Here is a 20,569-nt window from a genome sequence, read left to right as displayed (position 1 = left end):
TCCGCAAGTGCGGGCTCCGCACGCTTGGAGAACCGCGCGTGCGGATCTAGAGTGCGACGGTGCCCGCCAGCTACCGCATCGCCGAGGCAGCCGCGCTGCTCGGCGTGAGCGATGACACGGTCCGCCGCTGGATCGACAGCGAGCGGCTGCCCGCCACCCGGGGCGGCGGTCCGGCGCAGGTCGACGGGGCGGCCCTGGCCCGGGTTGCAACCGAGCTGCACGAGGCGCCACAGCCGGGGACCACCCGCTCCTCCTCGGCGCGCAACCGGCTGGCCGGCATCGTCACCCGCGTCGTCCGGGACACGGTGATGGCGCAGGTGGAGATCCAGGCCGGGCCGTTCCGCGTCGTCTCGCTGATGTCGCGCGAGGCCGCCGACGAGCTGGGGCTGGAGGTCGGCGTCCGGGCCGTGGCCACGGTCAAGGCCACCCAGGTCAGCGTGGACGTGCCATGAGGAGGGGGCCGGCGCTCGGTGCCCTGCTGCTGGTGCTGGCCGGCTGCGGCACCGACGCCGCCGGGGCGCCGGCCGGCGACGAGGTGGCCGGCACGCTGACCGTCTTCGCCGCCGCCTCGCTGACCGACGTCCTCACCGGCCTGGGAGATCAGCTCGAGGCCGACCACCCGGGGCTGGAGGTGCAGTTCAGCTTCGCCGGCAGCTCGGCGCTGGCCACCCAGGTCGTCCAGGGCGCCCCGGCCGACGTCCTCGCCTCGGCGGACACCGAGCAGATGGGCCTCGTCACCGACGCCGGCCTGACCGATGGCTCCCCGGGCGTGTTCGCGAGCAACGTGCTGGAGATCGCCGTCCCGGCCGGCAATCCGGGCGGCGTCACCGGGCTGGCCGACTTCGCCGACCCCGACCTGGCGCTGGCCGTCTGCGCTCCCGCCGTGCCGTGCGGGTCGGCGGCCGAGGAGGTCTTCGCCGCGGCCGGGGTGGACGCGCAGCCGGACACCCAGGAGGACGACGTGCGGGCGGCGCTGACCAAGGTGCAGCTCGGCGAGGTCGACGCCGCGCTGGTGTACGCCACCGACGTCCGGGCGGCCGGCGACGCGGTCGAGGGCATCCCGTTCCCCGAGGCCGGCCAGGCGGTCAACGAGTACCCGATCTGCCGGCTGGCCGCGGCGCCGAACCCGGTGGCGGCCCGGGCGTTCGTCGACCTGGTGCGGTCCGACGCGGGGCGGCGCGCGCTGGCCGACGCCGGCTTCCGCACCCCGTGACCCGCCTCGAGGGGCCAAGGTCGCGACTTCGGCCCCTGGGTGGGCGGGACGGCGGGGTGCCGGCGCCGCTGCTGGTGCCGGCGCTGCTCGCGGTGGCGTTCCTGGTGCTGCCGCTGGTCGGGCTGGTGGTGCGGGCGCCGTGGTCGGAGATCGGCCCGCAGCTGACCCGGCCCGGCGTCGGCGAGGCGCTGCGGCTCTCCCTGGTGTCGGCGACCCTGGCGACGTTGCTCTCGCTGCTGCTCGGCGTCCCGCTGGCCTGGGTGCTGGCCCGCTCGCGGGTGCGCGGCCGGTCGCTGCTGCGGGCGCTGGTCACCGTGCCGCTGGTGCTGCCCCCGGTGGTCGGCGGCGTGGCGCTGTTCCTGGTGCTGGGCCGGCAGGGGATCGTCGGCCGGTGGCTGTTCGAGGCCACCGGGTTCTCGCTGCCGTTCACCACCGCGGCGGTGGTGGTGGCCGAGACGTTCGTGGCGATGCCGTTCCTGGTGGTCAGCGTGGAGGGCGCGCTGCGCGCCGCCGACGCCCGGTTCGAGGACGCCGCGGCCACCCTGGGCGCCGACCGGTGGACGACGTTCCGCCGGGTCACCCTGCCCCTGGTGGCACCCGGGGTCGCGGCCGGCGCGGTGCTCTGCTGGGCGCGGGCGCTGGGCGAGTTCGGCGCCACGATCACCTTCGCCGGCAACTTCCCGGGTACGACGCAGACGATGCCGCTGGCGGTCTACCTGACCCTGCAGCGCGACCCGGAGGCGGCGATCGTGCTGAGCCTGGTGCTGCTGGCGGTGTCGCTGGCCACGCTGCTGCTGCTCCGCGGCCGCTGGCTGGTCCGGGGTGCGGCCGGATGAGCCTGGCCGCCCACGTCGTCGCCCGGCGCGGCGCGCTCGGGCTGGACGTGGAGCTGGCCGTCGCCGACGGGGAGGTGCTCGGCGTCCTAGGCCCGAACGGCGCCGGCAAGTCCACGCTGCTGCGCGTGCTGGCCGGGCTGCTGGTGCCCGACGGTGGCCGGGTGGTCGTCGACGGCGACCGGGTCTGGGACGACGTCGACCTGCACGTGCCCGCCCACCAGCGCTCCCTGGGCATGGTCTTCCAGGACCACCTGCTCTTCCCGCACCTGTCCGTGGCCGAGAACGTGGCCTTCGGGCTGCGCACCCGCGGGGTCCGGCGGGCCGAGGCGCGGGCCGCCGCCGAGAGCTGGCTGGACCGGGTGGGGCTGGCCGGGCTCGGCGACAGCCGGCCCGGGCAGCTCTCCGGCGGGCAGGCGCAGCGCGCCGCGCTGGCCCGGGCGCTGGTCGGCGACCCGCGGCTGCTCTTGCTGGACGAGCCGCTGTCGGCGCTGGACGCCCGCACCCGGCTCACCGTGCGCGCCGAGCTGCACCGGCACCTGGCCGAGTACGCCGGCAGCGCGGTGCTGGTCACCCACGACCCGGTCGACGCGATGGCGCTCGCCGACCGGGTCCTGGTCGTCGAGGACGGCGCCGTCGTCCAGGCCGGGCCACCGGCGGAGGTCGCGCGCCGGCCGCGCACCGACTACGTCGCGCGGCTGGTCGGGCTGGTGCTGCTGGCCGGGATGGGCGACGGGCAGCAGGTGCGGCTGGACGGCGGCGGGGTGGTCGCGGTCGCCGAGGACGTCGCCGGGCCGGTGTTCGTCGCGGTCCGGCCGGAGTCGGTGGCGCTGTACCTGCAGCGGCCGGTGGGCAGCCCGCGCAACGTGTGGCCGCTGCGGCTGGCCACCGCCACCCCGCACGGGTCGGTGGTGCGCTGCGATCTGACCGGGGAGGTGCCGCTGACCGCCGACGTGACCGCGACGTCGTTCGCCGAGCTGGGCCTGGCGCCGGGGGCGGAGGTCTGGGCCGCCGTCAAGGCCAGCGAGCTCACCGTCTACCCCCGCTGAGAGAGTGGGGGCATGACGTCGGACGCACCCGTGGCCGGGCTCGTGCTCGCCGCCGGCGGCGGGCGCCGCTACGGCATGCCGAAGGCGCTGGTCGAGCACGAGGGCAGCCTGCTGGTCGAGCGTGCGGTCCGGACGGCGGCGGCGGTCTGCGACCCGGTGCTCGTCGTGCTGGGTGCCGCGGCGGTCGAGGTCTGGCAGCGCGCCGACCTGACCGGGGCCACCGTGCTGGCCAACCGGGACTGGGAGAGCGGGATGGCCTCGAGCCTGCGCACCGGGCTGGACGGCCTACGGGGCTGGCCGGGCCGGGTCGACGCGGTGCTGGTGCAGCTGGTGGACATGCCGGGGATGACGCCGGCGGCGCTGGCCCGCGTGGCCGGGCACGCCGCCCCCGACGCCCTGGCGGTGGCCACCTACGACGGCGTCCGGAGCCACCCGGTGCTGCTGGGCCGCGAGCACTGGGCCGGGGTGGCCGCGACCGCGGCCGGCGACGAGGGCGCCCGGGCCTATCTGGCGGCGAACGACGTGCTCGAGGTCGACTGCACGGGGCTGGCCGACCCCACCGACCTGGACCACCCGCCGACGGTCTGACGCCCGGGTACCTTCGCGGCCGTGGAGACGATCCTGGCCCGGGTCACCGAGGAGCCGCTGTCCGTCGCCGAGCACGAGGCGGCCGTGGCCGACGAGCGGGCCGGTGCGGTGGTCTCCTTCGCCGGCGTCGTCCGCGACCACGACGGCGGTCGCTCGGTGACCGAGCTGGAGTACACCGGCCACCCCACCGCCCCGGAGCTGATCGCCGAGATCGCTGCCGAGTTCGCCGCCCGCCCCGAGGTGCACGCGGTGGCCGTCTCGCACCGGATCGGGCTGCTGGGCATCGGGGACGTGGCGCTGGCCTGCGCGGTCAGCTGCTCGCACCGGGGTCAGGCGTTCACCGCCTGCGCCGAGCTCGTCGACGAGGTGAAGGCCCGGCTGCCGATCTGGAAGCGCCAGGTCTTCAGCGACGGGGCGGAGGAGTGGGTCGCCTGCCCGTGACCGGTGGGTCGGCTGTGACCTCGCTCCTTGCCCCGGCTGCGAGCGCGTGGCATAACTGGAGCGACTCGACTCCAGCCACGGGGCGGGTGCTCCTCCGGTGTCCCCGCGAGCAGCGGATCACCGGGAGGTCCCATGCCCTGGCGGGCGGGTGAACGCGTCGTCGAGACGATGCCGATCGGCTTCATGTCGGCCGACGAGAACTGGCGGATCACGTACGTCAACCCTGCCGGGGTCGCCGTCCTCGGGCAGACCCGTGAGCAGCTGACCGGCGCCGACTACTGGGCGGCCTTCCCGGCCAACCTCGACAACGAGTTCGGCCGGACCTTCCGGACGTGCATGGAGACCCGTCGGCCGGCCACGGTCGAGGCCTTCTACCCGCACCCGCTCAACCGCTGGTTCGAGGTCGAGGTGCTGCCCGCCGACGGCGGCCTCCTCTTCTACTTCACCGACGTCACCGACCGCCGGGTCGCCCAGGACCGGCTGGCGATGCTGGCCCGGGTCAGCGCCGAGCTGGCCGGCACCCTGGACATCGACACGGCTGCGGCCCGCATCCCGCGGCTGATCGTGCCGGTGCTGGGCGACTGGTGCGTGCTGACCGTGCTGGACGAGGACGGCCGCCCGCAGGACGTGGGCTGGTGGCACGTGGACCCGGCCCGCCGGGCGCTGGTCGAGCGGTACGCGGCCGTGCGGCTCGCGTCGATGCCGGTGACCGCACCGGTCGTGCGGGCGCTGCTCGGGGAGACCGTGCTGGCTCAGGCCGAGGACGTCGCCGTCCTGATGCCCGCCGGTGACGCCCGCGACCTGCTCCGGCTGCTCGGCCCGCACTCCGGGCTGACCCTGCCGCTGCGCGGACGGGGCCGCACGCTCGGGGCGCTGACCCTGTACTTCGACGGCGAGCGCCCCGTCGGGGACCCCGAGCTCGCCACCGCCCAGGAGGTCGCCGACCGGATCGGTCTGGCCCTGGACAACGTGCGGCTGTTCGCCCAGCAGCGGCAGCTCGCCGAGGAGCTGCAGCGCAGCCTGCTCACCGGCGCGTTCACCCATGACCAGGCCGAGGTCGTCGTCCGGTACACCCCGGCGGCCGAGGCCGCCCGGGTGGGCGGCGACTGGTACGACGCGTTCCTGCAGCCCTCCGGCTCGACCATGCTGGTCATCGGGGACGTCGTCGGGCACGACACGGCGGCGGCCGCGGCGATGGGCCAGCTGCGCTCGCTGCTGCGCGGCATCGCCACCTACAGCGACGCGGGCCCGGCCGAGGTGCTCCGCGGGCTGGACGCCTCGATGGCGCAGCTGCAGGTCAGCACCTACGCCACCGCGGCCGTGGCCCGGTTCGAGCAGACCCCCGACGAGCTCGCGCGGGGCCTCACCAGGATGCGGTGGAGCAACGCCGGGCACCTGCCGCCGCTGGTCATCCACCCCGACGGCACGCTGGCGGCGCTGGCCGACTGGCGCGGCGAGCTGCTGCTCGGGGTCGACGCGGCCGCGGCCCGCGGCGAGTCGGTGGTCACCCTGGACAGCGGGACGACGGTGCTGCTGTTCACCGACGGTCTGATCGAGCGGCGCGGCGACGACCTGGACGGCGGGATGAGCCGGCTGCGTGCCGCGGCGATGGAGCTCGCCGGGGAGCCACTGGACGTGCTCTGCGACGAGCTGGTCGAGCGGCTGGTGCACGGCCAGCCTGAGGACGACGTCGCGCTGGTGGCGATCCGGCTGCGGCCGCAGCAGCTCCCCGGGGGCCCGGCCGCCGACTGAGTGCGGCGGCGGCGCGCGGTGGGTCAGCGGGCGCCGGCGCCGGCCAGCCCGTCGTCGTCCCGGCGGTCGGGCCCCGCCTGCTCGCGCGCGGCCTGCTCCTCCTCGGCCTCGCCCTCCAGGCGGCGGGCCTCCCCGTCCAGGGTGGCCGCGGCGTCGCCGTGGGACTCGCCGTACACCTGCTCGGCGCGGCCCAGCAGCTCCTCGGCCTTGGCCTTGGCCTTGTCGAACACGCTCATCGAGGTCTCCTCATCCGCCGGCAAAGGGGGGCAGGACGTCCACCACCGCGCCGGGCGCCAGCACCAACGCGCGGTCCCGGGTGGAGGTTCCGTCCACCAGGAAGGAGCAGGCGGTCAGCACCCGCTCGAAGCGCTCGCCGTGCGCGTCGACCAGCTGGCCGACCAGCTCCTCCAGGGTGCCGGCCGCGCGGGTCTCGGTGTCCACGCCGACGGCGGCGCGCGCCCCGGCGAAGTACCGGACGGTGACGGTGGGTGGGGTCACCTCAACCACCGATCGCGGACATCGGCCGGGACGGCTGCAGGAACGACGGGTCGTCGATCCCGTGCCCGGGGAGCTTGGACAGCGTGGCGATCCGCCAGCGGTCGGCGATCTCCGCGTCGTCGGCGCCACCGCGGAGCGCGCTGCGCAGGTCGGACTCCTCGCGGGCGAACAGGCAGTTGCGGATCTGGCCGTCGGCGGTCAGCCGGGTGCGGTCGCAGGCGCCGCAGAACGAGCGGGTCACCGAGGCGATCACCCCGACGGTCAGCCCGGTGTCGTCGACCAGCCAGCGTTCGGCCGGGGCGGCGCCGCGCTCCTCGACGTCCGGGGTCAGCGTGTGGGCGGCGGTCAGCCTGGCCAGGATGTCCTCCGCGGTGACCATCTCGCCGCGGGTCCAGGCGTGGTGGGCGTCCAGCGGCATCTGCTCGATGAAGCGCAGCTCGTAGCCGTGCTCCAGGCAGTACTCCAGCAGCGGGACGGCGTCGTCCTCGTTGATCCCGCTCATCAGGACGGCGTTGACCTTGACCGGGGTCAGGCCGGCGTCCCGGGCCGCCTGCATGCCGGCGAGGACGTCGGGCAGCCGGTCGCGGTGGGTGATCTGCTTGAACCGCTCCCGGTCCAGGGTGTCCAGGCTGACGTTGATCCGGTCCAGGCCGGCCTCGGCGAGCGCCGGCGCCATCCGGGACAGGCCGATGGCGTTGGTGGTCAGGGAGACCTCGGGGCGGGGGCGCAGCGCCGTGGCCGCCGCGACGATGCCGGGCAGGCCGGGGCGCAGCAGGGGCTCGCCGCCGGTGAACCGGACCTCGCGGATGCCCAGCCGCTCGACGCCGATGCGCACCAGCCGGACGACCTCGTCGTCGGTGAGCTGCTCCACCTTGGGCAGCCACTGCAGCCCCTCGGGCGGCATGCAGTAGGTGCAGCGCAGGTTGCAGCGGTCGGTCAGCGAGACCCGCAGGTCGGTGGCGACCCGCCCGTGCCGGTCGACGAGCCCGCCGCTGCCCGGCGTCACCGTCGGGCGCACCCGCGGGTCGGGGAGGGGGCTGGGAGTCGTCACGGCCCGAATGTAGTGCCGGAACGGCGCGCGGGTCGGTCCGGCGGAAGTGGGATGGCCGATCGTCGGGGGACTGTTACGTTCCCGGAGCCACCCGAGGGTCCGGCGGGCACCCCCGCACTCGCCTGTGGCCAGGAAGCGCGAGAAGCAGCTGTGCCAGCCTCCACCGTCTTCAGTCCCTACGCCCGGCTGTTCACCGTCCCCGGTGCCCGGGCCTTCTCCCTGGCGGGCTGGTTCGCCCGGGTGCCGATGGCCACCGTGGGTCTGGGCTCGGTGCTGCTGGTCCAGGCGGAGTCCGGCAGCTACGCCCTCGCCGGGGCCATCGCCGGCACCCTGTCGCTCGCCTTCGCCGTCGCCAGCCCGCAGTGGGCGCGGGTGATGGACCGGTACGGCCAGAGCCAGGTGCTGCGCTGGACGGCGCTGGCCTACCTCGTGCTGGGCCTCTCGTTCGTCGCGGTGGTGCTGGCCGGTGCCCCGGTCTGGACGTGGTTCGTGCTGGCCGTGCTGGCCGGGGCGAGCGGCACCAGCATCGGCTCGGTGGTCCGCAGCCGCTGGGCGCACGCGCTGGAGGACCCGGCGCAGCGGCAGACCGCCTTCGCCTTCGAGTCGGTCGCCGACGAGGTCGTCTTCGTCACCGCGCCGCCGCTGGTCACCTTCCTGGCCGCGCTGGTCTCCCCGCCCGCCGGGTTCCTGACCGGGCTGCTGGTCGGCGTGATCGGCGGGCTGGTGATGTCCCGGCTGGAGTCCACCGCGCCGCCGGTCGCGCCCCGGGTGGCCGGCCAGCCGCACGTGCGGGTCCGGGTGCTCACCGCAGGGCTGGTCGCCGTCGCGGTCACCTACCTGGCGATGGGCGGGGTCTTCGGGGCGATGGACGTCGTGGTGGTCGGCTTCGCCGACGCGGAGGGCCGGCCGGCCGTCGCCGGGCTGGCGCTGTCGGCCTACGCCGCGGGCAGCCTGGTCGCCGGCCTCGTCTACGGGGTGGTCCGGTTGCCCGGCACGCTGGTGACCCGGTTCCTCGGCTGTGCGCTGCTGTTCGCCGTCGCCGCGCAGAGCCTGTACCTGGTCAGCTCCCTGACGCTGCTGATCGGGCTGGCGTTCGTGGCCGGCCTGACGATCGCCCCGGTGCTGGTCGCCGGGATGTCCCTGGTGGAGTCCCGGGTGCCCCGCGCCTCCCTCACCGAGAGCCTGACCTGGACGTCGACCGGCCTGACCGTGGGCGTCACCGCCGGCTCGGCACTGGCCGGGACGGCGGTCGACCAGTGGGGGGCGGAGGGGGCCTTCGCCGTCCCGGCGCTGGGCGCGGCGCTCACCGGGGTGCTCGGGGTGGCCGCCTGGCTGGTGCTCCGACGTCCGACCGAGCGGATCGCGGAGGTCGCGCCCGCGGCCTCGCACTGACGGGCCGGCACCGGGGCCGCCGCCGTACATTGGACAGACCGTCCGCGCCACCCGAGGAGCACCGCACGTCCATGAGCACCGTCCCGAGCACGGAGCTCCGTCCCGACGCGTCCACCACCGAGGTGCTGGCGCAGGCGGCCCGGCGGCGCACCTTCGCCGTCATCAGCCACCCGGACGCCGGCAAGTCCACCCTGACCGAGGCCCTCGCGCTGCACGCGCGGGTGATCGGGCAGGCCGGCGCGGTGCACGGCAAGGCCGGCCGGCGCGGCACGGTGTCGGACTGGATGGACATGGAGAAGGCCCGCGGCATCTCCATCACCTCCGCGGCGTTGCAGTTCGAGTACCGCGACGCGGTGGTCAACCTGCTGGACACCCCCGGCCACGCGGACTTCTCCGAGGACACCTACCGCGTGCTCACCGCCGTGGACGCCGCGGTGATGCTCATCGACGCCGCCAAGGGCCTCGAGGCGCAGACCATGAAGCTGTTCGCGGTCTGCCGCCACCGCGGCATCCCGGTGATCACCGTGGTCAACAAGTGGGACCGGCCGGGCAAGGACGCCCTCGAGCTGATGGACGAGGTCAGCGAGCGCACCGGGCTGGTGCCCACCCCGCTGACCTGGCCGGTCGGCATCTCCGGTGACTTCCGCGGCGTGCTCGACCGGCGCGACGGCACCTACCGCCGCTTCACCCGCACCGCCGGCGGCGCCACCATCGCCCCCGAGGAGACGCTGACCGCCGCGGCCGCGGAGGCGCGCGAGGGCGAGGTCTGGACCCAGGCGGTGGAGGAGTGCGAGCTGCTCGACGCCACCGAGGCCGACCACGACCAGCAGCGGTTCCTCTCCGGGGAGACGACGCCGGTCATCTTCGCCTCGGCCGTCTCCAACTTCGGCGTCGGTGCGCTGCTGGACATCCTGGTCGACCTCGCACCCGCGCCGACCCCGCGGCCGGACGCCGACGGCGTCCCCCGGCCGATCGAGGCCTCCTTCAGCGCCTTCGTGTTCAAGGTGCAGTCGGGCATGGACGCCGCCCACCGCGACCGGCTGGCCTACATCCGGATCGCCTCCGGGGTGTTCGAGCGCGGCATGGTCGTCACCCACGCCACCACCGGCCGGCCGTTCGCCACGAAGTACGCGCAGCACGTGTTCGGCCGGGAGCGGGAGAGCGTGGACACCGCCTACCCCGGTGACGTCGTCGGTCTGGTCAACGCGAATGCACTGCACGTCGGCGACACCCTGTACGCGGGCACGAAGGTCACCTTCCCGCCGCTGACCACGTTCGCCCCGGAGCACTTCGCGGTGATGCGCGGCAAGGACACCGCCAAGTTCAAGCAGTTCCGCCGGGGTGTGGGCCAGCTCGGCTCCGAGGGCGTGGCCCAGGTGCTGCGCTCGGACCGCCGCGGCGACCAGGCGCCGGTGCTGGCCGTCGTCGGCCCGATGCAGTTCGAGGTGGCCGCGCACCGGATGGCGCAGGAGTTCGGTGCGCCGGTCGAGCTGGACCACCTGCCCTACCAGGTCGCGGTGCGCACCGACGCCGCCTCCGCCCCCGCGGTCGCCGCGGCGCGCGGCGTCGAGGTCTTCGAGCGCGAGGACGGCGAGCTGCTGGCGCTGTTCATGGACAAGTGGGACCTGCGCTCCCTCCAGCAGCGGAGCCCGGAGCTGACGCTGGAGCCGATGGTGGCCGCCCAGCTGAGCTGACCGGGCAGGATGTCGCGGGTGACCACGCGACCCTCCCCCGGCCGGCCGGCTCCGGTGGACGCCGGCACCCGCGCCGCCCGGGCCGCCGGCAACGCCGGCCTGCCCACCGTCGAGTTCGCCGACGCCACGCCCTACGAGCAGTACGTGGGCGTGCGCCAGCTGCAGGCGCTGGTCCGGCCGGTCACCGAGCACCCGGCCGAGCCCGCGTTCCTCGTCGTCACCCAGGTGATGGAGCTGTGGTTCACCCTGCTGCGCCGGGAGTGGGAGCTGGCCCAGCGCCAGCTGCGGGCCGACGACCTGGACGGCGCGGTCGGCTCGATCCGCCGGTCGGTGCACCACCTGCGCTCGCTGGACGCGAGCTGGGGCTCCCTGCTCTGGCTCACCCCGGCGGAGTTCAACGGCTTCCGCGACCAGCTCGGGGAGGCCTCGGGCTTCCAGTCCTACGAGTACCGGCACGTGGAGTTCCTGCTCGGACTGAAGGCCGAGTCCGTCGTCCGGCCGCACCGCGGGCTGCCGGTGGTGCACGCGGACCTGCAGCGGGCGCTGGCCGCGCCGTCCCTGGAGGACGACGTCCTGGCGTACCTGGCCCGCCGCGGGCTGCCGGTACCCGCAGCCGTCCTGGACCGGGACCGGACGGTGACCCACGAGGCCGACCCGGCCGTCACGGCGCTCTGGGCCGAGGTCTACGCAGACCCGCGGCCGGGCAACGAGCTGTTCACCCTGGGCGAGGCGCTCACCGACGTCGCCGAGGTGTTCACCACCTGGCGGCAGCGGCACGTCACCGCCGTCCGCCGGGCGATGGGCGCCAAGCCCGGCAGCGGTGGTTCGGCCGGGCTGGCCTGGCTGGAGCGCAGCGCCGCCCGGGTGGTCTTCCCCGACCTGTGGGCTGCCCGCACGGTGCTCTGAGCCGCATTCCCGCGTCCGCGGTGAGATCTGTCGCGGGTAGCCGGCGGCGGCCCGGGTAGAGAGGGAGCAGGCCGGTCGCGCCCCCCGAGGTCGCGCGCCGCCCCCCAGACCGTTCGACGCTTGGAGGATCCCCCATGGCCACCGTGCCCACGATCACCCTGAACAACGGCGTGCAGATCCCGCAGCTGGGCTTCGGCGTCTTCCAGATCAAGCCCGAGGACACCGTCGAGGCCACCCGCACCGCGCTCGAGGTCGGCTACCGGCACATCGACACCGCCGAGATGTACGGCAACGAGGCCGAGGTCGGCGAGGCCGTGCGGCAGTCCGGCGTCCCGCGCGAGGAGGTCTTCGTGACCTCCAAGCTCAACAACGGCTTCCACGCCCGCGACGAGGCCCTCCGCGCCTTCGACGGGACGATGGACGCGCTGAAGTTCGACTACCTGGACCTCTTCCTCATCCACTGGCCGCTGCCGGGCATCGACGTCGACTACGTCGAGACCTGGAAGGCGATGGAGGAGATCTACCGGTCCGGCCGGGTCAAGGCCATCGGCGTCTCCAACTTCAACGCCCACCACCTGCGCCGGCTGTTCGCCGAGACCGAGGTCCGCCCGGTGGTGAACCAGATCGAGGTGCACCCCTACTTCGCGCAGAACGACCTGCGGGCGTTCAACGCCGACCACGAGATCCGCACCGAGGCGTGGGCGCCGATCGCGCAGGGCAAGGTGCTCGACGACCCGACCCTCGTCCGGGTCGGCGAGCGGTACGGCAAGAGCCCGGCGCAGGCCGCCCTCCGGTGGGCGATCCAGCGGGGCGACATCATCTTCCCGAAGTCGGTCACCCGCGCCCGGGTCGAGCAGAACTTCGACCTGTTCGACTTCGAGCTCACCGAGGACGACATGCGCGAGATCGACGGCCTCGACCGCGCCGACGGCCGCAACGGCCCGAACCCCGACGAGTTCAACTACATCCCCAGCTGAGGAAGGACCCCGTCCTCCTCACCCCTCGCGGGCTCGGGGTGCGCCTCTGGACGGGGCCTGACCGGCGCGGCGGCCGTCGTCCCCTCGGGGACGGCGGCCGTTGGTGCGTCCGGGGTCAGTCCGTGGTGACGAAGTCGATGAGCTCCTCGACCCGGCCGATCAGCGTCGGCTCCAGGTCGGTCCACACCTTCACCCGGGCGAGGATGCGCTGCGCCCAGACGTAGCCGGTGTCGTCCTCCCAGCCCAGCCGCCGGCAGACGCCGGTCTTCCAGTCCTCGCCCTTGGGCACCGTCGGCCACGCCTTGATGCCGACGACGGAGGGCTTCACGGCCTGCCAGATGTCGATGAAGGGATGGCCGACGACCAGGGCGTGGTCGCCGGTGATCTGGGCGGCGATCCGGGACTCCTTGGAGCCGGTCACCAGGTGGTCGACGAGCACGCCCAGCCGCCGCCCGGACGAGGGGCGGAACTCCTTGACGATGCCCGGCAGGTCGTCGACACCGTGCAGCGGCTCGACGACGACGCCCTCGATCCGCAGGTCGTGGCCCCAGACCTTCTCCACCAGCTCGGCGTCGTGCTTGCCCTCCACGTAGATGCGCCCCTCGCGGGCGACCCGGGCGCGGGCGCCCACGACGTAGGTCGACCCGGAGGCGCTGCGCTGCGGGCCGGACGGCGCGTTCTGCTTCGGTCGCACCAGCACGACCGGGCGGCCGTCGACCCAGAAGCCGGGGCCGAGCGGGTAGGCGCGGACCTTGCCGAAGCGGTCCTCGAGGTGGACGACGTCCTTCTCGCACCGCACGACGGCGCCGACGAACCCGCTGCTGGGGTCCTCGACCACGACGTCCTTCAGCGCCTCGACCTGGGGCGAGGGCGTCTTCTTGGTACGCGGGTGGACCAGGTCGTCGTACGGCGAACGAGGAGGCACGGCTCCATGCTCATCGGGAACGGTGCCCGCGCGGTGGCACGACACGCCCGGCCTCCGGTGCGCACGAGAGGACCCCGGCGTGTCGGGCGGACCGGTCCGTCCGGCGTGTCGACCACGCACCCGGCCGTGACCTGCGATGTTGGGCGACCGCTCGCCAGGGCGGGCGCATCGGCGGTGACGCACGGTCAGGTCGATCATGGACTGACCGTTTCCGGAAGAGCTCGACGGGCAGACCAAGAGCAAGACCTGAGCACGACCCCCCGAGCAGAGGAGCGGAACCATGATCGGCACCGACACCCTCGACCGCGTGATCGGCGCAGACGTCTACGACGCTGACGGCGACAAGATCGGCACGGCTTCCGAGGTGTTCCTCGACGACCAGTCCGGCAACCCCGAGTGGGTGACCGTCAAGACCGGCATGTTCGGCACCAAGGAGACCTTCGTGCCGATCCGTGAGGCCGACCTGACCGGTGACGGCCTGCGCGTACCGGTGAGCAAGTCCGCCGTGAAGGACGCCCCCAAGATCGACCAGGACGGGCACCTCTCCCCCGACGAGGAGGCGCAGCTCTACCGCCACTACGGGATGCACGGCACGTCGGACACGACGCGCACCGAGACCGCGCGGACCGACACCACCACGACCGACACCACGACGACCGGTGTGGCCGCGGGCACCACGGACACCGACGTGAACCGGCACGGCACGAAGGGCCACGACACCTCCGGCCCGACGACCGATGACGCCATGACCCTCTCCGAGGAGCGGGTCAACGTCGGTACCCAGCAGGTCGAGGCCGGCCGGGCCCGCCTGCGCAAGTACGTCGTCACCGAGAACGTGACCAAGACCGTCCCCGTCTCGCACGAGGAGGTCCGCGTCCAGCGCGAGCCCATCACCGACGCCAACGTGGGCAACGCGATGGACGGGCCGGCCATCTCCGAGGAGGAGCACGAGGTGACGCTGCACGCCGAGCGCCCCGTCGTGGAGAAGGAAGCCGTGCCGGTCGAGCGCGTGCGCCTGGACACCGAGACGGTCACCGAGCAGCAGCAGGTCACCGAGCAGGTCCGCAAGGAGCAGGTCGACACCGACGGGATCACCGACACCCGCCGCTGAGGAAGGGCCCCCTCCCCCCCACGCCTCGCAAGCTCGGCGGGACCCTGAAGGGGGCCGGACCCGCCAGCACCCGCCCCGGCCGTTCGGGGCGGGTGTTGTGCTGTCCGGGGTCGGGCGGCCGGCTGCCGCCGTGACAGATTGACCGGGTGACTGCAGACGTACGCGTGGCGGTGGTGGGGGCTGGGATCGTCGGGGCGACGGCGGCGTGGCAGCTGGCCCGCCGGGGCGTGGATGTCGTCCTGGTCGAGTCCGACGAGACGGGGCGGGCCACCTCCGCCGGGGCCGGGATCGTGCAGCCCTGGCGGCCGGCAGCCGTGGGGTCGTGGGGCGCCTACAGCGACCTCGCCGGGCGCAGCTGGCCCGCGCTGGCCGCGGAGCTGGCCGCCGACGCCGGGCAGGACCCCAGCTACGCCGTCGTCGGCGGGCTGACCCTCGGCACGGACCACGATGTCCTGCGGGAGGCCGCTGAGGACCTCGTCGCGGCGGGTGCCACGCGTGGCTGGACCGGGCTCGGGGACGTCGAGGTGCTCGCCCCCGGGGCCGCCGCCCGCCGTTTCCCGGCGCTGCGCACCGACCTGCCGGCGCTGTGGGTGGGCGGTGTGGGCCGGGTGGACGGCCGGCTGTTCCGCGACGCGGCCGTGGTCGCCGCCGAACGAGCCGGGGTGGACCGGCGGTCGGGCCGAGCCGCGCTGGTGCCCGACGGGGACAGGGTGCGCGGCGTGCGGGTGGACGGCGTCCTCGTCGAGGCCGACGTCGTCGTCCTGGCGGCGGGGGCCTGGACGACGCAGCTGGTCCGGCCGCTCGGCGCCGAGCTCGCGCTCGGCCCGATGCGCGGCCAGATCGTGCACCTGCAGCTGCCCGACGACGGCACCGGCAGCTGGCCCACGGTGATGACCGCGGGGGAGGAGTTCGGACACCACTACCTGCTGGGCTTCCCCGGCGGGCGCGTGGTGGTCGGTGCCACCCGGGAGGCCGACGCCGGCTTCGACCACCGGGTCACCGCCGCCGGGCAGCGCCAGGTGCTCGACGCAGGCCTGACCCTGGCGCCCGGGCTGGCCGAGGCGACGGTGCTGGAGACCAGGATCGGGTTCCGGCCGGTCACCCCGGACGGGTTCCCGCTGCTCGGTGCGCTCCCCGGCTGCGACGGGGTGGTCGTGGCGACCGGGCTGGGCGCCAACGGGCTGACCTACGGACCGCTGATGGGCGTGCTCGCCGCCGGCCTGGCGCTGGGCGAGCCGGCGCCGTTCGACCTGACGCCCTTCCGCCCGGTCCGCTGACGACCCGGGTGGGCCTCAGTGCTCCGCGGGAGGAAGCTGCTCCCCGGGCCGGGGCATGACCGGGGCGCCGGCCTCCTCCTCGAGCACGTCGGCGGCCGAGCCGACGATCAGCGGGTCGGGGGTGCCCACGGCGGCGGCGTCCTTGCCGGTGTAGTCGAACCGGGCGAGCACGTGCCGCATCGCCTCGAGCCGGGCGCGCTTCTTGTCGTTGCTCTTGATCACCGTCCAGGGGGCGTGCCCGGTGTCGGTGTGCAGGAACATCGCCTCCTTCGCCTCGGTGTAGGCATCCCACTTGTCCAGCGAGGCGAGGTCGGTGGGGGAGAGCTTCCACTGCCGCACCGGGTCGATCTGGCGCACGATGAACCGGCTGCGCTGCTCGCCGCGGGTGACCGAGAACCAGAACTTGACCAGCTGTATGCCGCTCTCGACCAGCATCCGCTCGAACTCCGGCGCCTGGCGCATGAAGAGCAGGTAGTCCTCGGCGGTGGTGTAGCCCATCACCCGCTCGACGCCGGCGCGGTTGTACCAGGACCGGTCGAACATCACGATCTCGCCGGCCGCGGGCAGGTGCTGCACGTAGCGCTGGAAGTACCACTGGGTGCGCTCGCGCTCGGAGGGCTTGTCCAGCGCGACCACCCGGGCGCCCCGCGGGTTCAGGTGTTCGGTGAACCGCTTGATGGTGCCGCCCTTGCCGGCGGCGTCCCGGCCCTCGAACACCAGCACCATCTTCTGGCCGGTCTCCTTCACCCAGCCCTGCAGCTTGAGCAGCTCGATCTGCAGCCGGCGCTTCTCGATCTCGTACTCCCGCCGCCCCAGCCGCTCGCTGTAGGGGTAGCCCTCCCGCCAGGTGTCGACCCGGTTGCCCTCGGGGTCGAAGAGCTCGCGGTCGTCGTCCCAGTCCTCGTCGGAGCTGGTGTCCGGCAGGGCGTTGAGCCGCCAGCGCGACAGGTCGACCACGGGCGACGGGATGTCCTCGGGGGCACGGTCACGGATCTGCTGGGTCATGTCGTCTCCGGGGGCGGGTGCGGGGCTGCCGGTCCGATCCTGCCCGGACACGGCTGTGTCCACCTCTGCCCCGGCCGGGCGGGGAGCGAACTCCTGAGGCGGACGTTCCACGTGGAACGCACGAGGCGTGCCGCCGACGGTGGTCAGGCCGCGTGGGCCGCCGCCCGCAGCCGGTGGAGGTGGCCGATCAGCTCGTCGCCGACCCGGCCCCAGGTGCGGCCCTCGACCGAGGCCCGGGCGCGGGCGGCGGCTGCCTGCAGGGCCGCCCGGTCGTCGCGCAGGCCGGCGACGACCGCGGCGAGCAGGTGCGGGTCGCCCCCGGCCCACAGCCAGCCGTTCTCCCGGTGCCGCACCAGGTCCAGCGGCCCGCCGGAGGCGGCGACCACCGCGGGCACCCCGGCGGCGAGCGCCTCCTGCACCGCCTGGCAGAACGTCTCGTCGGCGCCCGGGTGCACGAACAGGTCCAGCGAGGCGACCACGGCGCCGAGCTCCGCGCCGCCCAACTGGCCGAGGAACCGGGCCCGGGGCATCAGCCGGGTCAGCGCCCGGCGCTGCGGGCCGTCCCCGACCACGACCAGGCGGACCCCGGGCAGCTCGCTGAGCGGGGCGAGCAGCTCCAGCCGCTTCTCCACCGCCAGCCGGGCCACCACGCCGACCAGCAGCTCGCCGCCCGGGGCGAACTGCCGGCGCAGCTCCTCGTCCCGGCGGCCGGGTGCGAACTGGTCGAGGTCCACCCCGCGCGGCCACAGCGCCACCGGGCCGATGCCCTGCCGGGCCAGCACCGAGGCGGTCGCCGACGAGGGGGCGAGGGTGAGGTCGGCCGTCCCGTGCACCCTGCGCAGGTAGCGCCAGGCCGCCGGCGCACCGCCGGGCAGCCGGTACCGCTGGGCGTAGGCGGCCAGGTCGGTCTGGAAGACGGCGACCGACGGCACCCCCAGCGTGCGGGCGGCGCGACCGGCCGCCAGGCCGAGCACCGCCGGGGAGGCCAGGTGCACCACGTCGGGGGCCAGCCGGCGCAGCACGGTGGTCAGGTCGCCGGCCGGGCGGGCGAGGGACAGCTGCCGGTAGCGGGGCAACCGCATGGCCGGCACGGTGACCACCTCGATCCAGGCGCCGCACCGGGACTCGTAGCTCGCGCCGGACGGTGCGACCACGACCGGGTCGTGCCCCCGGACGGCGAGGTGGTCGACCAGCCGGAGCACCGAGTTCACGACGCCGTTCACCGCGGGCAGGAAGGTCTCGGCCACCACGGCCACCCGCAGTCCGGCCGACCCGGGCACCAGCACCGGGAGCACGTCGTCGGTCAGCTCGACGGGCGCGGCGTCCTCACGCAGCACGAGGTGCTCCGGAGCGCTGGGGCGGCTCGGGCGTCGCGGTCTGCCGCCGCACCGGCACCGGCCGGGCCGGCACCCGCGGCCGGCGGGGGTGCGCGGTGACCACCGGTGGGCGGGCCTCGGTGACCGCGGCGACGGCGTACTCGGCCAGCGCGGCCAGCTCCCGGCGGTCGGCGCCGGCCGGGTCGAGGGCGGGCAGCAGGTGCACCTCGACCACCAGGCCACGGGTGCGCACCACCCGGGCGATGCTGCGCCACAGCGGCTCGTCGGCCAGGTAGCCGGCGACGGCGCTGGCCGACCCGCCGTCCACCCGGTACCGGACGGCGACCGGGCAGACCGGGGCAGCGGCGTCCACGGCGGCCTGGAAGAACGCCGGCCGGAAGCGGCCGAGCTCCACCCCGCAGGACGTCGTCCCCTCCGGGTGAACCGTCACCGGCGTGCCGGTGCGCAGCAGGTCTGCGGCCTCGCCCACGGTGCCCGGCAGGGTGCGTATCCGGCCGCGGTCGAGCAGGACGACGCCGGCCCGGCGGGCCAGCCCGCCGACCAGCGGCCACCCGGCGACCTCGCGCTTGGCCACCGGCAGCCCCGGCACGACGGTGAGCATCGCCAGGTCGTCGACCCAGGAGACGTGGTTGCTGACCACCAGCTGGCCCGGGCCGCGCCCGGCGCCGGCGCGCGGCCAGGCGGTCGGCGAGGAGTGCACCTCGACCCGGACGCCGACGGCGGTGAGCACCCGGGCGGCCGCGCAGACGAGGATCCGGCGGCGGCCCCGGGCGCTGGTCAGCGGCGCCTGCAGGGCGGTCGCACCGGCGCCGGCCAGGGCCCCGGTCAGTCGCAGCCACCGGCGGCGCCGCGTGGCGGGGTCGACGGTCGGGGCGGGGTCGGCCGTGCAGGCGGTCGTGCAGGAGGAGACGGGCACCCAGCTCACCGGGCACCGCCCAGCAGCCGGTCGAGCACCCGGGGCGGGATGTCCGACATGGCCAGCAGCACGTACAGGTCGGCGGTGCCGAACGCGGGGTCGTAGGCCGGACGACCGCACACCCGGGCGCCGAGCTTCAGGTAGGCGCGCAGCAGCGGCGGCACCACCAGCCGGTCCGGCCGGGGCGGGGCGGTGACGTCGAAGGGCAGGTGCGGCACCACCCGCAGAGCGGCCGGGGCCAGGTGGCGGGCGCGGACCAGGTCCCAGACACCGGCGACGGTCGCGCCACCGTCGTCCAGCTGGATGGAGGCGCAGCCGGCGAGGTGGGTGGCGCCGCGGTCGAGCACGTAGCGGGCGACCCCGGCCCACAGGGCGGTGATGACCGCGCCGGAGCGGTGGTCGGGGTGCACGCAGCTGCGGCCGGCCTCGACCAGCCCCGGGCGCAGGGCCGCGTGCCGGGAGAGGTCGAACTCGCCGTCGCCGTAGCTGCGGCCGGCGGCGGCGGCCCGTTCGGGCGGCAGCAGCCGGTAGGTGCCGACGACCTCCCCGGTGACCTCCTCGCGCACCAGCAGGTGGTCGCAGAGGTCGTCCCACTCGTCGGCGTCCCGCCCGGCGGCCGCGGCCGGTGGGTCGAGCAGCGCGCCGCACTCCAGGGCGAACACACGGTGGCGCAGTCGCTGGGCGGCCTCGACGTCGGCAGGCCCGGCGGCCAGGGAGGTGGTGTAGCGCAGCGACGGGGCGGCGGTCAGTGCTGTGGTCACGACGACACCTCGGGTGTCGAGAGGCCCCTGGGCAGGGCCCGGACGCCCGCCAGGCTCAGCGGGTCAGGTGTCCGCGCGGTGGCGCAGGCGCGGCGCGTCCCCGTCGGGACGGCGAATGTCGGCGCAGGTGACCGCCGATCGGGTGAACGCCGCCGGCGTGCTCAGGCGGTGACCCGGCCGGCCAGCTCCTCGGCGTAGCTGCGGGCCGCGTCGGCCTCGGCGGCGGCCTGCCCGCGCAGGTCGGCCATCGCCGGCACCCGGTCGGCCAGGGTCAGCTGCAGGGTGATCACCGAGACGCTCATCCCGAACGACCGGCCCAGCACCAGCTCCAGCGGCGGCACGGTGTGGTCCCAGCTGGCCTGCTCGCCGCCGGAGTCGTAGCTGGCGCCCCGGCTGGAGACGACCACCGCGGTGCGGCCGGCCAGCGGCCGGGCCTCGTAGTCGCCGAACGGCACGGTGGTGCCCAGCACGTGCACGTGGTCGACCCACGCCTTGAGCGTCGAGGGCAGCGACCAGTTGTACATCGGGGCGCCCACCAGCAGGACGTCGGCGGCCATCAGCTCGTCGAGGTAGCGCTGCTGCTGCGCCTCGGCCGCCGGGTCGACGGTCTCCGCAGGGGTGCGCAGCCGGGGCGACCAGTGCAGCGCCGCGTCGGGCAGGTGCGGCGGCGGGTCGGCCTGCAGGTCGCGGGAGGTGACGGTGAACTCCGCGCCGCGCGCCTGCCAGCCCCGTACGAACGCCGCCGTCACCTCGCGGGATGCCGAGCTGCGCGGGTCGGCGGACGAGTCGAGGTGCAGCAGGTGCGGCATCGGGGCCTCCCGGGTCGGTGTGTGGCGCCCCCAC

Annotated in this window: 22 protein-coding genes and 1 pseudogene; 14 read left to right on the top strand and 9 right to left on the bottom strand. The window is 75.1% G+C overall.

Annotation, left to right across the window (positions count from 1 at the left end):
• Positions 1-59: 59 nt before the first annotated feature.
• The 8 genes and pseudogenes from HLA93_RS22050 to HLA93_RS12655 all read left to right on the top strand — a co-directional run bounded on the left by HLA93_RS22050 (position 60) and on the right by HLA93_RS12655 (position 5,876).
• Positions 60-452, top strand: coding sequence for a TOBE domain-containing protein (locus HLA93_RS22050; protein WP_222194728.1), 393 nt, complete (start codon positions 60-62; stop codon positions 450-452).
• Positions 449-1,213 (top strand): molybdate ABC transporter substrate-binding protein, encoded by a 765-nt coding sequence (modA, locus tag HLA93_RS12680; RefSeq protein ID WP_222194727.1) that lies wholly within the window; start codon positions 449-451, stop codon positions 1,211-1,213. The genes HLA93_RS22050 and modA overlap by 4 nt, the downstream gene beginning before the upstream one ends.
• A 56-nt stretch (positions 1,214-1,269) precedes the next feature.
• Positions 1,270-2,049 (top strand): ABC transporter permease, encoded by a 780-nt coding sequence (locus HLA93_RS12675; protein WP_222194726.1) that lies wholly within the window; start codon positions 1,270-1,272, stop codon positions 2,047-2,049.
• Positions 2,046-2,519 (top strand): annotated as a pseudogene (locus HLA93_RS22530) (ATP-binding cassette domain-containing protein); the annotation flags it as partial. The gene HLA93_RS12675 and the pseudogene HLA93_RS22530, both read left to right, overlap by 4 nt.
• Positions 2,520-2,639: 120 nt before the next feature.
• Positions 2,640-3,095, top strand: coding sequence for a TOBE domain-containing protein (locus HLA93_RS22525; protein WP_439957981.1), 456 nt, complete (start codon positions 2,640-2,642; stop codon positions 3,093-3,095).
• A gap of 12 nt (positions 3,096-3,107) precedes the next feature.
• Positions 3,108-3,683, top strand: a complete 576-nt coding sequence (locus tag HLA93_RS12665) for a nucleotidyltransferase family protein (RefSeq protein WP_222194724.1) — start codon at positions 3,108-3,110, stop codon at positions 3,681-3,683.
• 21 nt (positions 3,684-3,704) lie between these two features.
• Positions 3,705-4,124 carry a molybdenum cofactor biosynthesis protein MoaE gene (locus HLA93_RS12660; protein WP_308128096.1) on the top strand — a complete coding sequence of 140 codons (420 nt, stop codon included), beginning with the start codon at positions 3,705-3,707 and terminating at the stop codon, positions 4,122-4,124.
• A 132-nt stretch (positions 4,125-4,256) separates the two neighbouring features.
• Positions 4,257-5,876, top strand: coding sequence for a SpoIIE family protein phosphatase (locus HLA93_RS12655; protein WP_222194723.1), 1,620 nt, complete (start codon positions 4,257-4,259; stop codon positions 5,874-5,876).
• Between the two features lie 23 nt (positions 5,877-5,899).
• Here HLA93_RS12655 and HLA93_RS12650 read toward each other — a convergent pair whose 3' ends face one another.
• The 3 genes from HLA93_RS12650 to moaA are packed head-to-tail and all read right to left on the bottom strand — an operon-like array spanning position 5,900 to position 7,425.
• Positions 5,900-6,112 (bottom strand): hypothetical protein, encoded by a 213-nt coding sequence (locus HLA93_RS12650; protein ID WP_222194722.1) that lies wholly within the window; start codon positions 6,110-6,112, stop codon positions 5,900-5,902.
• A gap of 10 nt (positions 6,113-6,122) precedes the next feature.
• A complete protein-coding gene (locus HLA93_RS12645) occupies positions 6,123-6,374 on the bottom strand; it encodes a MoaD/ThiS family protein (protein ID WP_308128095.1) in 252 nt (83 codons plus the stop codon).
• 1 nt (position 6,375) lies between these two features.
• Positions 6,376-7,425, bottom strand: a complete 1,050-nt coding sequence (gene moaA / locus HLA93_RS12640) for a GTP 3',8-cyclase MoaA (protein ID WP_222194720.1) — start codon at positions 7,423-7,425, stop codon at positions 6,376-6,378.
• Positions 7,426-7,575: 150 nt separating this feature from the next.
• Between moaA and HLA93_RS12635 the strand changes: the two genes are divergently transcribed.
• The 4 genes from HLA93_RS12635 (at position 7,576) to HLA93_RS12620 (ending at position 12,394) form a co-directional block, all read left to right on the top strand.
• Positions 7,576-8,817, top strand: coding sequence for an MFS transporter (locus tag HLA93_RS12635; protein WP_222194719.1), 1,242 nt, complete (start codon positions 7,576-7,578; stop codon positions 8,815-8,817).
• A 71-nt stretch (positions 8,818-8,888) separates the two neighbouring features.
• The gene (locus tag HLA93_RS12630; RefSeq protein ID WP_222194718.1) at positions 8,889-10,511 is read left to right on the top strand and encodes a peptide chain release factor 3; all 1,623 of its coding nucleotides are present in this window, start codon (positions 8,889-8,891) and stop codon (positions 10,509-10,511) included.
• 18 nt (positions 10,512-10,529) lie between these two features.
• Complete coding sequence (locus HLA93_RS12625) at positions 10,530-11,417, top strand: tryptophan 2,3-dioxygenase (protein ID WP_308128094.1); 888 nt, start codon at positions 10,530-10,532, stop codon at positions 11,415-11,417.
• Between the two features lie 134 nt (positions 11,418-11,551).
• A complete protein-coding gene (locus HLA93_RS12620; RefSeq protein WP_222194717.1) occupies positions 11,552-12,394 on the top strand; it encodes an aldo/keto reductase in 843 nt (280 codons plus the stop codon).
• A 115-nt stretch (positions 12,395-12,509) separates the two neighbouring features.
• On the opposite strand, the gene HLA93_RS12615 is transcribed toward HLA93_RS12620, so the two are convergent.
• Entirely contained in the window at positions 12,510-13,319 is an 810-nt protein-coding gene (locus HLA93_RS12615; protein WP_222194716.1) for a DUF3097 domain-containing protein, read from the bottom strand.
• A 280-nt stretch (positions 13,320-13,599) separates the two neighbouring features.
• Here HLA93_RS12615 and HLA93_RS12610 point away from each other — a divergent pair, with 280 nt between their 5' ends.
• Together HLA93_RS12610 and HLA93_RS12605 are read left to right on the top strand one after the other, a co-directional pair.
• Positions 13,600-14,430, top strand: a complete 831-nt coding sequence (locus HLA93_RS12610) for a DUF2382 domain-containing protein (protein ID WP_222194715.1) — start codon at positions 13,600-13,602, stop codon at positions 14,428-14,430.
• A 146-nt stretch (positions 14,431-14,576) separates the two neighbouring features.
• Positions 14,577-15,707, top strand: coding sequence for an NAD(P)/FAD-dependent oxidoreductase (locus tag HLA93_RS12605; RefSeq protein WP_222194714.1), 1,131 nt, complete (start codon positions 14,577-14,579; stop codon positions 15,705-15,707).
• A 15-nt stretch (positions 15,708-15,722) separates the two neighbouring features.
• Here HLA93_RS12605 and ppk2 read toward each other — a convergent pair whose 3' ends face one another.
• The 5 genes from ppk2 to HLA93_RS12580 form a co-directional block, all read right to left on the bottom strand.
• Complete coding sequence (ppk2, locus tag HLA93_RS12600; RefSeq protein ID WP_222194713.1) at positions 15,723-16,712, bottom strand: polyphosphate kinase 2; 990 nt, start codon at positions 16,710-16,712, stop codon at positions 15,723-15,725.
• A gap of 143 nt (positions 16,713-16,855) precedes the next feature.
• Positions 16,856-18,049 (bottom strand): glycosyltransferase family 4 protein, encoded by a 1,194-nt coding sequence (locus HLA93_RS12595; RefSeq protein WP_222194712.1) that lies wholly within the window; start codon positions 18,047-18,049, stop codon positions 16,856-16,858.
• Entirely contained in the window at positions 18,039-18,974 is a 936-nt protein-coding gene (locus HLA93_RS12590) for a lysophospholipid acyltransferase family protein (RefSeq protein WP_222194711.1), read from the bottom strand. Before HLA93_RS12590 ends, HLA93_RS12595 begins: the two co-directional genes overlap by 11 nt.
• Entirely contained in the window at positions 18,971-19,726 is a 756-nt protein-coding gene (locus tag HLA93_RS12585; RefSeq protein ID WP_222194710.1) for a GNAT family N-acetyltransferase, read from the bottom strand. The genes HLA93_RS12590 and HLA93_RS12585 overlap by 4 nt, the downstream gene beginning before the upstream one ends.
• A 161-nt stretch (positions 19,727-19,887) precedes the next feature.
• Positions 19,888-20,535: an FMN-dependent NADH-azoreductase gene (locus HLA93_RS12580; protein ID WP_222194709.1), complete on the bottom strand. Its 648-nt coding sequence runs from the start codon at positions 20,533-20,535 to the stop codon at positions 19,888-19,890.
• Positions 20,536-20,569 lie beyond the last annotated feature (34 nt).

The sequence above is a fragment of the Modestobacter italicus genome (assembly GCF_019799965.1).
GTDB lineage: Bacteria > Actinomycetota > Actinomycetes > Mycobacteriales > Geodermatophilaceae > Modestobacter > Modestobacter italicus_A.
This window is presented reverse-complemented; position numbering and strand designations above follow the sequence as displayed.

Excerpts from the sequence above, each read along its gene's own strand:
- HLA93_RS12665 (WP_222194724.1), top strand. The coding sequence starts at position 3,108 with ATGACGTCGGACGCACCCGTGGCCGGGCTCGTGCTCGCCGCCGGCGGC.
- ppk2 (WP_222194713.1), bottom strand. The coding sequence starts at position 16,712 with ATGACCCAGCAGATCCGTGACCGTGCCCCCGAGGACATCCCGTCGCCC.
- HLA93_RS22525 (WP_439957981.1), top strand. The coding sequence starts at position 2,640 with ATGGCGCTCGCCGACCGGGTCCTGGTCGTCGAGGACGGCGCCGTCGTC.
- HLA93_RS12630 (WP_222194718.1), top strand. The coding sequence starts at position 8,889 with ATGAGCACCGTCCCGAGCACGGAGCTCCGTCCCGACGCGTCCACCACC.
- HLA93_RS12655 (WP_222194723.1), top strand. The coding sequence starts at position 4,257 with ATGCCCTGGCGGGCGGGTGAACGCGTCGTCGAGACGATGCCGATCGGC.
- HLA93_RS12650 (WP_222194722.1), bottom strand. The coding sequence starts at position 6,112 with ATGAGCGTGTTCGACAAGGCCAAGGCCAAGGCCGAGGAGCTGCTGGGC.
- HLA93_RS12620 (WP_222194717.1), top strand. The coding sequence starts at position 11,552 with ATGGCCACCGTGCCCACGATCACCCTGAACAACGGCGTGCAGATCCCG.
- HLA93_RS12610 (WP_222194715.1), top strand. The coding sequence starts at position 13,600 with ATGATCGGCACCGACACCCTCGACCGCGTGATCGGCGCAGACGTCTAC.
- HLA93_RS12580 (WP_222194709.1), bottom strand. The coding sequence starts at position 20,535 with ATGCCGCACCTGCTGCACCTCGACTCGTCCGCCGACCCGCGCAGCTCG.
- modA (WP_222194727.1), top strand. The coding sequence starts at position 449 with ATGAGGAGGGGGCCGGCGCTCGGTGCCCTGCTGCTGGTGCTGGCCGGC.